Consider the following 12,773-nt stretch of genomic DNA (forward strand, 5'->3'; position numbering starts at 1 on the left):
CGCCCCTTTATTGCTTCTGATACCACCAGACAGCTTCCCAGGGGCGAAGCATCACTTCTCCTGGCGTAACGTGGGCGTCCTGATAGTTACTTATCAGCACTTCCCACTCGCCGTGGTATGCCGACGGATGCCACACCTGGGTTTCCGGGCTGAAATTGGCAGCAACCACTAAAGTTTCCTGCTGATAGCGGCGACAGTAGCACCACAAATGAGTGTGTTCTGGCAACAGATCGAGATAATCGCCCCACGTCAGTATCGGATAATGCTTACGCAGCTGTATTAGCCGTTGGTAGGCATAAAACACCGAGTGCTTATCTGCCAGAGCCGCCTGTGCATTGATGGTTTCCAGGTTGTCGCACATACCGATCCACGGTGTGCCGGTGGTAAAACCACCGTTTTCTCCATCATGCCATGGCATGGGTGTTCGGCCATTGTCTCGCGACTTGCTGGCAAGGATCACCAGCAAATTATCGCTGTTGTGTCCCTGCGAGCGTAGCTCTGCAAACATGTTGTGGCTCTCAATATCCCGGTAATCAATGATGCGGGTAAAGTGGGGATTGGTCATTCCCAGCTCCTCGCCCTGAAAAATATAAGGCGTCCCCTGCATTCCGTGCAGCACCATCGCCAGCATTTTGGCCGATGGCACCCGATATTCCCCTTCATCGCCCCAGCGGGATACCACCCTTGGTTGGTCGTGATTACACCAGAACAGCGCATTCCATGCCTGATTGTGCATTCCCCGCTGCCAGTGGGTGAAAATCGCTTTCTGGGCGACCAGATCAAGCGGGGTCAGTGTCCATTTCTGACCGTTATAAAAATCCACTTCAACATGGTCGAAACTAAAGACCATCGACAGTTCTTCGCCATTCAGATTGCCGTAACGCTGGCAGTGTTCAAGCGTTGCGGAGGACATTTCACCTACCGTCATCAGTCCACGCGGGCGAAAGACATCGCGGCTCATCTCCTGCATATATTCATGGATCCGCGGCCCATCGGTGTAGAGTCGTAATCCGTCGCCGCCGGGATCGTCAGGAAAATCCTGCCGTTTAGAGACCAGATTAACCACATCCAGTCGCAGCCCGTCGATCCCCCGATCTGCCCAGAAGTTAACGATCTGCTTTAGCTCTGCACGCAGGTTCTCATTCTCCCAGTTGAGATCGGCCTGTTCCGGTGCCCACAGATGCATATAGTACTGACTGCTCTCGGGATGCCAACGCCAGGCGCTACCACCAAATTTCGACAGCCAGTTATTCGGCGGACCGGCTGGCGTTGCATCGCGCCAGATATAGTAAGAACGGTAAGGGCTGTCGGGATCCAGCGCCTCATGAAACCAGTGATGCTGCGTTGAACTGTGATTGAACACCATATCCAGAATCAGCCGCATCCCGCGTTTATGCGTTTCTGCCACCAGATTATCGAAGTCGGTAAGGGTGCCGAACTGCGGGTCAATGGCGGTATAGTTCGCTACGTCGTAGCCATTATCCACCTGGGGCGAAAGATAAAATGGTGTCAGCCAGAGGGCGTCCACACCCAGCTCTTTAAGGTAGTCCAGATGTTGGATGACCCCCGCCAGATCGCCGCTACCGCTTCCGGTCGTGTCCTGAAAGCTCTTGGGATAAATTTGATAGATAACGCCGTTTTGCCACCACGGGGGAAGTTTGGTCATTGCTCAGTCCTGGTTATCAGGTGAAAAGATATAGGTATTGAATTAAGGCTGGCTTTTTTCTTCTTGTATAAGATTAGCCATTAACGGGCAGGGTGAAATGGTCTGAGCGACAGGAAAGGTGAAAAAATTTTCCAGGGGGATGGGATAAAACGGATGTTCGGGCAGTGAACCGGCACATTGCGCACCTCTCCCGAACGGGAGAGGTGACGATGTTAGCGACGAACGGCGATCGCCTCGATTTCGATTTTTACGTCTTTTGGCAGACGAGCCACTTCCACACAGGAGCGGGCCGGGAAGCTGGCGTTATGTTCGGTGAAAAAGGCTTCATAGGCGGCATTGACGGTAGCGAAATCGTTTAAATCCTTCACAAAAACGGTGGTTTTGACGATATCGCTGACTTTCAGTCCGGCAGCTTCGACAATGGCTTTCACATTGGCAAGTGACTGGCGGGCCTGAGCGGTCACGTCGTCGGCAACCGCACCGGTTGCAGGATCGACCGGAATTTGACCGGACGTAATAATCATGCTGCCCAGATCAACGCCCTGTACGTAGGGACCAATAGCAGCAGGGGCATTTTCAGTGCTGATTTCGCGAGACATAATTTCTCCAGATTAACAGGGAAAGTGGCGCAGGCATGTTCGTTATAACAGCCGGTTTATGCTGGTATAAGAGAAAGCATTGCCCGAAACCGGCTCATTATAAGCCGCTGACGCCTGATTACCAGTTTGCCAGTACCACATGGTGGGCAAACTCTTTCTCACAGTATTTGCACGTTAACTGCACATCTTCGTTGCGCTTTTTTACGCTGAAGCTGGAATTTACCGGTTCGCTGCGGCTGATACAGTTGCTGTTAGGGCAGGTCAGTACGCGGTCAATGCGATCGGGCAGCGTCGGCGCAATTTTGCCGACCACATCATAATTATCAATGCGGTTCACCGTGGCATGGGGCGCATACACCGCCAGTTGATTGATCTGATCGTCGGTCAGAAACGTGTTTTCGATCTTGATCAGATCCTTGCGTCCCATCTCGCCGGAAGGCAGATTCAGCCCGATCGTAATACGTTGATCCGTTTCGGTCAGGCGGAACAGCGACAGTAGCTTAAAGCCGATCTGTGCCGGGATATGATCAATCACCGTGCCGCGCTTAATCGCTTCAACCTGCAATTTATTATCCTGTGTCATGATTCCTCCTTACAGTGTCAGTTCGCGGGACAATACCAGGGCCAACAGTGCCTGGCGTGCATAAATACCGTTACCCGCCTGCTGGAAATACCAGGCGTAAGGTGTTTTATCAACGTCAGGGGTTATCTCATCTATACGTGGCAGGGGGTGCAGCACCTTCATCTGTTGGCGTGCGCCGGTAAGGTCAGCCGCGCGCAGAATAAACTGTGCCTTAACGTTGGCATATTCCGACGGGTCAAGGCGCTCTTTCTGCACGCGGGTCATATACAGAATATCCACCTGAGGGATCACCTCTTCAATACTGTCATGGCGGCTCCAGCTAATCCCTTTCTCGTCCAGCATATCGGTAATGTAGGACGGCATCGCCAGCGCATCCGGCGCGATAAACATAAAGCGGTTGCCATCAAATTTAGCCAGCGCCTGGGCCAGAGAATGAACGGTGCGCCCGTATTTCAGATCGCCCACCATGGCGATATTCAGATTGCTCAGACGTCCCTGAGTTTCCAGGATAGTAAACAGGTCGAGCAGGGTTTGGGTGGGATGCTGGTTGGCACCATCTCCGGCGTTAAGAATGGGGACACCCGAAGAGAACTCCGTCGCCAGCCGGGCAGCCCCTTCCTGAGGATGCCGCATCACGATAGCATCAACATAGGTGCCGATAACGGAAATGGTATCTGCCAACGTTTCACCTTTCTTGCCCAGTGATGTATTACTGGCGTCGGGAAAGCCAACTACTGATGCGCCAAGGCGATGCATGGCCGTTTCGAAAGAGAGACGGGTACGGGTTGAGGCTTCAAAGAAGCAGCTTGCCACCACGGTGTGCTTTAATAATTCGGGCTGCGGGGTAGCCTTCAGGCTGGCGGCGGTGCGTAGTACCAGCTCTAACTCGGTACGATCGAGATCGTTGATCGAAATGATATGTTTCCTGTACAGCGGGTTAGTCATCTTCTTTCTCCTCGGCCCCGTGAGTGCTTAACGGACAAAAAAAAGCCCCTCAATGAGGGGCCTTCTTTTTTTAAAATTGATGGTGCCAGGTAAGGAAAAACGGTGCTGTCCGCCTGCAAAAAGGCGCGTCTCGGCAATCATGTCAGCACTGTTTAACAGCATAGTTCCTCCCGGCAAACGGGCGCAATTATACGCCGTTTCCCTGTGACTTCAAGACGCAATCCGTGGTCGTCCGGTGTCGTCCACTGCTCATTTCATCTGCTGACAGCATCAGTAGGATCACCAACGCTGCCTGTTGCACGGTATGGTGGCCGGGATGTTCTGTCTCAGAATTCTTTCTGTCCACCCAGCTCGATAACCCGATTGGGCGGTATCATAAACTGTTCGTGGGCGCGCAGTGCATTATGCTGAAAGAAATGAAAAATCCCGCCTTTGAGCCGCGATAATCCCCGGCGCTTTTTCATAATCAATGTGTCATGAGAGGTAAAGAACGACGCTTCATTCACCGTACAGCTGAACCCGGATAAGCCACAAAGATAAAGAATTTCCTGCATCGCCGGGATCTCATGCCAGCCATAGGAGGCGGTGACCTGCCAGAACGTGGGTGACAGCTGTTGCAGAGAAATACGATTCTGGTTGTATTCTCTGGGTTTATCGGTGGTACGGATATGCAGCAAAACCACCCGTTCATGCAGCACGCGATTATGCTTCAGGTTGTGCAACAGCGCCTGTGGGATCTCACTGACCTTTTTGGTCAGAAAAACAGCGGTGCCTTCCACCCGTTTGGGCGGCGACGCTTCAAGTGAATTGATCATTGCTCTCAGGCCTTCCGCATCGTCACTGAGACGTCTGATAAGGCGGGAACGTTCACTGTTCCAGATCAACATCAGCACCAGCATCACCATGGCCAGCAGTACCGGCACCCAGCCGCCGGACAGCAGCTTGATCAGATTCGCGCTAAACAGCGTTATATCTATCACCAGCATACAAAGCAGCAGCAGTAGCGCCACCGGCAGCGGCCATTTCCAGTTTCTGAACGCCACAATGCCGGTCAGGAACGCCGTCAGCACCATCGTGCCGGTGACCACAATGCCGTAAGCCGCAGAGAGTGCGGAAGAACTTTCAAAGGCAACAATAATCACCGTCACGGCGGCAAACAGCGACCAGTTAACTATCGGAATATAAATCTGACCGGACTCGGTGGATGAGGTGTAAACAATCCGCATCGGCGGCAGAAAGCCCTGGCGTATGGCCTGGTGGGTCAGAGTGTAAACGCCGGTGATAATCGACTGTGCCGCAATAACCGTCGCCAGCGTTGAGATAACGATCAATGGGATCTGAGCCCAGCCGGGTGCCAACATATAAAACGGGTTTTTAACCGCCTCCGGCGTGGCAAGCACCAGGGCACCCTGGCCGAAATAATTCAGTATCAGCGATGGCATCGCGATAATTAACCACGCCATTCTGATTGGCGTTTTGCCCAGATGTCCCATATCGGCGTACAGCGCCTCGGCACCGGTAACGGCCAGCACCACCATTCCCAGCGCGGCAAAGGAGAGTGCTTTATGGCTGAGTAAAAACGCCAGCGCGAAGGAAGGGTTCAGCGCATGCAGCACTCCCGGATTCATCATTATTCCTCTTAGCCCCAGCAGCGCCAGAGTGATAAACCATACCAGCATCACTGGCCCAAAAACCCGACTAACCCGCTCTGTACCGTGCTTCTGGATGATAAACAGCAGTGCGAGAATGGTCACTGAAAGCGGTACGACAAAGCGGTCCAGCGCCGGGGCGACGACCTGAATCCCCTCAATGGCCGACATTACCGAAATGGCCGGGGTGATAACGCCATCGCCATAGAAGAACGCGCCGCCGGTCAGTCCGGCCAGCACGATCAGATGAACGGCACGCCCCTGGACGCTTTGCCGTGCCAGCGACATCAGTGTCAGGATCCCACCTTCGCCATCAATATCTGCCCGCATCACAAAACAGACATACTTAACGGTGACGATCAGCGTCAGTCCCCAGAAGATAAGGGAAAGAAAGCCCATTACCGCCGTTTCAGTTGTACCACCGGCAGGCAGAATAGAAAGACATTCCTTCAGCGTGTAAAGCGGGCTGGTACCAATATCACCAAACACGATGCCTGCTGCGGCCAGCATAGCGACAGGCAGGGACTGTTTTTTTGAGGTCATAAGAGATGCATCTTATTCGTAAGTTGTCTGAGACAAAGAACGGCCCACAAAATAAAAATCAGCGCAGGTAGTGTAAAAATGCGCGACGTTCTCATCCTGAACAGGATTTTTTGCTGAAAGTTTACAACACTTTCAGGGCCGATTTATTGCAAAACGATAACATTATTAAACGGTTTTTTTACTCCCTCTCCCTGTATTTTTACGCTTTTTTTATACCCGACGCCGCTTAATTAATGGCTCCGGGTGCATCGCTATCTTTGTAGCTGGCGCAAAATACGTTATCAGGAAAAGGTGATGTCAGATTTGATGCTGGTTTCTCATAATATGTCTTATCACTCCACGTTCTCTGCCCTGTATAAAAGCATTTTCACCGGTGGAGATGGTGTGGGTTTATGGATTGGCGTGAAGGATAAACGGCGGTCCTGAGCATCAGCGGGAATTTATCTTCAGCATGACCTGATGATAACTCACTGACATTTCCTCTCAGCGAAGCGGAATTTTCCCTCGCGGGCAGGGGGAAAGCTATCCCGAACTGGCGCTGGCTGCATCACTGTTCTGCTGCGACTCGCCTCATATGGACACCCCGCGGATAACCCGGCGGTGAAGCGTGGAATGATCAACGATAATCCCCCGTTCTGCCATCATCTCTTCCCGATTGTGCAAACTCAGTGAGTAAGCCAGATATCAGCGAACGCATTGCGCGATAACCTCTACCGGGTAATGCAGGTGGCTGAAGGCTTTTTGGATCAGAGACATTGCCAGACAACATAAAAAAACAGGATGCTATCTGACTAAGCCTTAATGCGACAGAACCTCAGGGGGACACCCTGCACGCCAGTTAGCGGCAGGGTGTCAGACCATAGTTCCTCGCGGCGAACGGGCGCGATAACCCCGGTTCTCCCATCACTTCAGAACGTAATCCGGCTTCCTGCTACCATACCGGGCCACGTTTCCTCATCTGCCGGGGGATTTAACAGCCTGAGGATCCGGCGATGCAGCTGACGGGTTTGCCGGGTATTGCGTGGGGCAATCCATATACTGTTGTTGGTGGCTACAATACCCAGCACTTCCGGCAGTTCAGCATGTTCAATCACCCGGGCTATGGCGCGGGCATACCCTGCAACCACATGAACGATAACAAACTTATCGTTAAAATCAGTATCGGTAACCATTGCGGAAAGCGGACTGATCGCATCGGGCTTCGCCTGCATCGCCGGGTTTAACGCGTAGATTTTTTCTCCTCTGGCATTGGTTATTTTAATCACATCCAGCAGGGTCATCAGCTTTGATATCGTTGACTGGCTGATATCAGGCCAGCCACGCTGTTGGAAAGCCAGCCTGATTTCCTGCTGACTGCGAAAGCTGTGGTTGGTGATAAGCTGGCGGCAAAGTGCAAGCTGCTGCTGTTCTTTCTCTAATGTGGTTCTGGATTTTTTTACCATCGCATTATTTTACGCTGTGGTGGGTGGGGAATAAGGCCGTGATGAAGCAATAAAGTTTCGATTAATTATGAGGTTATAATGTGGCTGCAACGCCAATCACCCCCATCAGCAACACAAAGAGGAGCAACAACAACGGGGCTATCCATTTTACCCAGCGCAGATAGGGAATACGGGCAATCGCCAGGCCACCCATCACTACGGCGGAAGTGGGTGTGATCAGATTGACCAACCCGGAGGCTGACTGATAGGCCGTCACCACCAGATCCCGGTTGATGCTGGCGAAATCGGCCAGCGGGGCGAGGATCGGCATGGTTAACACCGCCAGCCCGGAAGAGGAGGGGACCAGAAACGACAGAATCGCCTCCAGCATAAACATCACGCTGATAAAGGCGACGGATGAGAGGCCAGTGACGATCTCCTCGGCAGCATGCAAAACGGTATGGGTGATCATTCCGTTATCCATCACCACCACGATGCCGCGGGCGATACCAATAATCAGCGCCACGCCCAACAGGTCCCGTGCGCCATCGATAAAGGTAGTGGTCAATTCTTTTTCACTCATGCGGGCGATCAGTCCGATAACAATCGCAGCCACCAGAAACACGCCGGAGATTTGCGCCATCCACCACCCCTGCACGGAGACGCCATAAATCATGATGGCAAAGGCTAAAGCAAACAGCAGCAGGATCACTTTACGCACCGGCGTGAATGCCAACATATTGTCACTGGGTTGATTACGCAGGAAAAACGTCCGGTGTTCTTCCTGCAGATCTGCCACAATCGATTTTGTCGGATCGTTACGGATACCGATCGCATAGCGCATGACCCAGGCGACGCAGATCAGCCAGCCGATCAGCAGAATGATCAGCCGCAGCACGATCCCGGAGGTAAATGAGATACCTGCGGCATTGGAGGCAATTACGGTAGCAAAGGGATTGATCGTCGATCCTAGCGTGCCGATCCCGGCCCCCAACATCACCACGGCAGCGGCAACCACCGAGTCGAAACGGGCGGCAAGCATTACCGGTACCAGCAGCGAATAGAAAGGTAGCGACTCTTCGGTCATGCCATAAATGGTGCCCCCTGCGGCGAACAATGCCATCAGAATAGGTATCATCCACTCTTCTTTACCCCGAAGCCGCTGTGTCACCCGCTCAATGCCGGCATCTATTGCCCCGGTTTTGGTCACCACCCCAAGAAATCCGCCAATCACCAGGATAAATAGCGCGACATCAATCGCGCCGGCCTGGTCAGTTTTATGGTTATAAAAGCCGTCACCAGGGGCCAGCACAATCGCCACCAGTCCCTGTGGCTGTGGCGTCGTTGGTTGCCATGTCCCGGCTACGGGTACCTCTTTATTCAGTGCCGTATTCATCTCCATCTGATATTGCCCGGCAGGAATAATCCAGGTGAGACCGGCCACCAGAGCAATCAGCACCAGTAAAATGGTATAGGCCGAAGGAAAGCTGAATTTACGCATAACGTCGTGTCCTTTTTCGTCAGCCAGCCGCCCCGGCATCTGTTGCGGAGGCGGCGGAGGGAGTTAACAGCCCAGCGTCGCCACCATCACTGCTTTGATGCTGTGCATACGGTTTTCCGCTTCATCAAAGACAATCGAGTGAGGGGATTCGAAAACATCTTCGGTGACTTCCAGCCCCTTCAGACCGTATGCCATTTCAATTTCGCGCCCGGTTTGCGTTTGCTCATTATGGAAAGCAGGCAGGCAGTGCATAAATTTCACCTGCGGGTTTTGTGTGGCCTTCAGTACGGCAGCATTGACCTGATAAGGGGTCATCAGTGCCACCCGCTCTGCCCAGGCGTCCTTGTTCTCTCCCATTGAGACCCACACATCGGTATAAAGAAAATCCACGCCCGCTACGCCTTCTTCCACATCCTCGGTCAACATGATCCTGGCACCGCTCTCTTTTGCCAGCTCGCGACATTGCGCGACCAGCTCTTCCTCAGGCCAAAAGGACCGCGGTGCCACCAGACGAATATCCATCCCCATTTTCGCCGCGCCCACCATCAGGGAATTTCCCATGTTGTTGCGGGCGTCGCCGAGATAGGCAAAGGCGATTTGATGCAGCTGTTTGCCCGGCGCGTGTTCCAGCATGGTCATCAGATCGGCCAGGATTTGCGTGGGGTGAAACTCGTTGGTCAGGCCGTTCCATACCGGCACGCCTGCAAAGGCGGCCAGCTCCTCGACGATTTGCTGCCCAAAGCCGCGATACTCAATGCCGTCATACATCCTGCCCAGCACCCGGGCGGTATCTTTCATCGACTCTTTATGGCCAATCTGAGAGCCGCTGGGGCCGAGATAGGTCACCTGAGCGCCCTGATCGAAGGCGGCTACCTCGAATGCGCAACGGGTACGGGTGGAAGTCTTCTCAAAAATCAGCGCGATATTTTTCCCGATAAGCTTCTGCTCCTCGTGCCCGCTGTATTTGGCTTTTTTCAGCGAGAAGGAGAGGTCAATCAGGAACTGAATCTCTGTGCGGCTGAAATCAAGCAGCTTGAGAAAATGGCGATTATGTAATGAAACAGGCATGATTTTTCCTTTTATTTTATTGGGTTAGTGGCAATAAGGGTGCCTTTATGGCCCCGGAGAATATCGGCGGCATCCGTGAGGGAACCAATGCCTGCTATCCCTGTTCCCTGGGTGACAAATTCACAGACCGCAGCGATTTTCGGCCCCATTGACCCGGCATCAAAAGCCATGTTCAACAGCTCGTCAGGCGTGGCGTGATGCAACGCGCGGCTGTCAGGTGTTCCCCAGTTGAGGTACACGGCGTCGGCGTCGGTGAGGATCAGCAGGGCGTCGGCGGAAAGTTGGGTCGCCAGCAGGGCGCTTGCCAGATCTTTATCAATAACGGCTTCGGCTCCGTGGCGCTGGCCTTGCTGGTCGCGGATCACCGGAATGCCGCCGCCGCCGTTGCAGATCACCAGATGTCCCCGCGCCGACAGTGCGAGAATGGCGTCATGTTCCACGATGGCAACAGGCAGGGGAGAAGGCACAACCCGACGGACATACTCGCCATCGGCTTTCATCGTCCAGCCCTGTTCTTTCGCCAGTTTCCCGGCTTGTTCAGCGGAATAAACCGGGCCGATGTATTTGGTCGGGTTACGGAAGGCAGGATCGTCGGCAGCAATTTCCACCTGGGTAAGCAGCATGCTGATTTGCTGTTCCGGCAGACGATTTTGCAGTGCCTGCTGAAGCAGGTAACCGATCATTCCCTGGGTTTCTGCCACCAGAATATCCAGAGGCCAGGGCGCTGAAGCGTTACAGGCGCTGTTCTGCAAAGCCAGTAAACCTACCTGCGGCCCGTTACCGTGAACCAGCACCACCCGCCATTGAGTGGTGAGGGCGGCAATGGCATCTGCCGCCTGCTCGATATTTCTGCGTTGGACGTCCGCTTCCAGCGGTTCGCCGCGCCTGAGCAGAGCATTGCCACCCAGAGCCACGACCAGTAAAGGTTTATGCATTGTTTTCTCCCTGTTCAAATGCCGTCACGTTCCAGTGGACAGCTCATACAGCGTGCGCCTCCGCGTCCTCTGCCCAGTTCGTTGCCGGGAATTGGCAGCACCGTGATGCCTGCTTTGTCATACTTTTCATTGGTATACGTGTTTCTTTCGTAGCCAATCACCACGCCCGGCCGCACGGTCAGCACATTGTTGGCATCGTTCCACTGCTCGCGTTCGGCTTCAAAGCGGTCGCCGCCGGTGGTGATCAGACGTAACCGGTCGAGACCAAGTGCCTGCTCAATGGCGTGCATAAAACTGCGTTCTTCCTGACGGATCAGGCCACCGTGTCCGTTGTTGGTGAGGGTCCAGGTACGGGTTTGCCGATCGATAACTTCCGGGTAGACGGAGAAAATGTCGTGGTTCAGTTGGGTCAACACGGTATCAAGATGCATACAGGCGCGATGTTTAGGTAGCTCAATGGCGATCACCCTGCTGGCCTGCTGATGCTGAAAGAGTGAGCAGGCGAGGAACTCAATGCCACAGGCGGTGGTGCGCTCAGACATACCAATCATCACCGTGCCATTGCCCAGAACCAGCACGTCGCCGCCTTCCAGCGTGGCATGCTCATAATTAGCCGTTTCATCACCGAAATACTTGATAAAGTCGCCCTGCGAAAACGCCGGGTGCCAGCGATAGATTGCCCTCAGATTGTTGGTTTCCCGCTGGCGGGCGGTTTTCGCCATCGGATTGATTGAGACGCCGTTGTAAATCCAGCAGGAGGTGTCGCGGGTAAACAAATGGTTAGGCAAGGGCGCCATGATAAAGTCATCAGGCGAATGTAAATCGATGGCGATATTGCTGAAGGCCGTCGGAATTTCCCCGTAGGTAAGGCCACCAGAGAGATAGCGGGCCAGTTGGCGATTGCCGACATCGGCCAGCCAACTACGAATATCACTGGCAAAAGAGGGACCGAGGTTATAGTCTGACACTTGGTTATCCAGCAGCCAGTCTTTCGCATCGGGAATGGTGAGTGTTTCGGTCAGCAGATCGGTAAAAAGCAGCACCTCAACACCCTGCTGACGCAGCGTTTCAGAGAAGATGTCATGTTCTTCTCCGGCTTTCTCTACCGACAGCACGTCGTCAAACAACAGCGACTGACAATTGGAAGGCGTTAATCTTTTCAGGCTTAAATTGGGTCGGTGTAGCATCACGGATCGCAGTTGCCCAATTTCAGAGCCGACAAAATGTCTGTTCATCTTAAGTTCCCTACGTTTTAAGCAATAGCGGACCCTGGTGAATATTGCTATTCACATTGATTTCATCCGCGTGGTGATTAATTTCGTGAGAATAATAAGCCATGATGAAATGCTGAATGTGATTTTTATCACGTTAAAAAAAGCGGGGAGAGGGAATTAAACTGAAGTTGATAAACGTCATCTTTAATAGATTTAAGCTTTTTATCTGAGTGAATATTTAATGATTAATGATGATTGATTTAAAAGAAAATCCTTCGTGCAATGTATTTTATGATATTCACTTTTTTTTATCTTTATGAATTTAAATGTTTTTATTTGCTAATGGAATTTTTATATTTGGCAGGCGATTAAATATTCTGGATTAAGCCAGCTGAGTGAAATTATTATTCATTTATCAGTAAGGTAAGCATAAAGTTATTCCTGTGACTCTCTCGTGGTTTTTAATTTTTCAAGTCATGGGTCAATGAGTTATGACGACAACCTGCATTGATTTCGCAGGGGATATGTTCAGGTAGTGAATAATTATTTTTAAATGGCATTGGCAGAAATGGATAGATGGAAATAATTATATTTCCGGCGGGAGGGATGGCTTTGCGGTGGGCCAGTTTGGCTGGCCCACCGTTTTATA

12 protein-coding genes and 1 pseudogene are annotated in these 12,773 nt (G+C 52.5%); 1 reads left to right on the top strand and 12 read right to left on the bottom strand.

Features of this window, described 5'->3' with window-relative positions:
* Positions 1–7 precede the first annotated feature (7 nt).
* The 6 genes from treC to kup form a co-directional block, all read right to left on the bottom strand.
* On the bottom strand, positions 8–1,666 hold the full coding sequence (gene treC / locus EB241_RS15255) for an alpha,alpha-phosphotrehalase (protein ID WP_124233969.1): 1,659 nt from the start codon (positions 1,664–1,666) through the stop codon (positions 8–10).
* 212 nt (positions 1,667–1,878) lie between these two features.
* On the bottom strand, positions 1,879–2,265 hold the full coding sequence (gene ridA / locus EB241_RS15260; protein WP_124233970.1) for a 2-iminobutanoate/2-iminopropanoate deaminase: 387 nt from the start codon (positions 2,263–2,265) through the stop codon (positions 1,879–1,881).
* Between the two features lie 118 nt (positions 2,266–2,383).
* Positions 2,384–2,848 carry an aspartate carbamoyltransferase regulatory subunit gene (pyrI, locus tag EB241_RS15265; RefSeq protein ID WP_124233971.1) on the bottom strand — a complete coding sequence of 155 codons (465 nt, stop codon included), beginning with the start codon at positions 2,846–2,848 and terminating at the stop codon, positions 2,384–2,386.
* Positions 2,849–2,857: 9 nt separating this feature from the next.
* Positions 2,858–3,793: an aspartate carbamoyltransferase gene (gene pyrB / locus EB241_RS15270; RefSeq protein WP_124233972.1), complete on the bottom strand. Its 936-nt coding sequence runs from the start codon at positions 3,791–3,793 to the stop codon at positions 2,858–2,860.
* Between the two features lie 27 nt (positions 3,794–3,820).
* Positions 3,821–3,955 (bottom strand): hypothetical protein, encoded by a 135-nt coding sequence (locus EB241_RS21805; protein WP_267432333.1) that lies wholly within the window; start codon positions 3,953–3,955, stop codon positions 3,821–3,823.
* A gap of 164 nt (positions 3,956–4,119) precedes the next feature.
* A complete protein-coding gene (gene kup, locus EB241_RS15275; RefSeq protein ID WP_124233973.1) occupies positions 4,120–5,985 on the bottom strand; it encodes a low affinity potassium transporter Kup in 1,866 nt (621 codons plus the stop codon).
* A 294-nt stretch (positions 5,986–6,279) separates the two neighbouring features.
* Here kup and EB241_RS21810 point away from each other — a divergent pair, with 294 nt between their 5' ends.
* Entirely contained in the window at positions 6,280–6,411 is a 132-nt protein-coding gene (locus tag EB241_RS21810; RefSeq protein ID WP_267432332.1) for a hypothetical protein, read from the top strand.
* Between the two features lie 147 nt (positions 6,412–6,558).
* Here EB241_RS21810 and EB241_RS15280 read toward each other — a convergent pair.
* From EB241_RS15280 to arcA, 6 genes and pseudogenes are all read right to left on the bottom strand, one after another.
* Positions 6,559–6,741 (bottom strand): annotated as a pseudogene (locus EB241_RS15280) (IS6 family transposase); the annotation flags it as partial.
* A gap of 152 nt (positions 6,742–6,893) precedes the next feature.
* Positions 6,894–7,427 carry an arginine repressor gene (locus EB241_RS15285; protein ID WP_124233974.1) on the bottom strand — a complete coding sequence of 178 codons (534 nt, stop codon included), beginning with the start codon at positions 7,425–7,427 and terminating at the stop codon, positions 6,894–6,896.
* A gap of 73 nt (positions 7,428–7,500) precedes the next feature.
* The gene (locus tag EB241_RS15290; protein ID WP_124233975.1) at positions 7,501–8,907 is read right to left on the bottom strand and encodes a YfcC family protein; all 1,407 of its coding nucleotides are present in this window, start codon (positions 8,905–8,907) and stop codon (positions 7,501–7,503) included.
* A gap of 63 nt (positions 8,908–8,970) precedes the next feature.
* Complete coding sequence (argF, locus tag EB241_RS15295; RefSeq protein ID WP_124233976.1) at positions 8,971–9,975, bottom strand: ornithine carbamoyltransferase; 1,005 nt, start codon at positions 9,973–9,975, stop codon at positions 8,971–8,973.
* Positions 9,976–9,986: 11 nt separating this feature from the next.
* Positions 9,987–10,910, bottom strand: coding sequence for a carbamate kinase (gene arcC / locus EB241_RS15300; RefSeq protein WP_124233977.1), 924 nt, complete (start codon positions 10,908–10,910; stop codon positions 9,987–9,989).
* 14 nt (positions 10,911–10,924) lie between these two features.
* On the bottom strand, positions 10,925–12,145 hold the full coding sequence (gene arcA / locus EB241_RS15305) for an arginine deiminase (protein WP_124233978.1): 1,221 nt from the start codon (positions 12,143–12,145) through the stop codon (positions 10,925–10,927).
* Positions 12,146–12,773 lie beyond the last annotated feature (628 nt).

The organism is Erwinia psidii, assembly GCF_003846135.1.
In the GTDB taxonomy this organism is placed as follows: Bacteria; Pseudomonadota; Gammaproteobacteria; order Enterobacterales; family Enterobacteriaceae; genus Erwinia; species Erwinia psidii.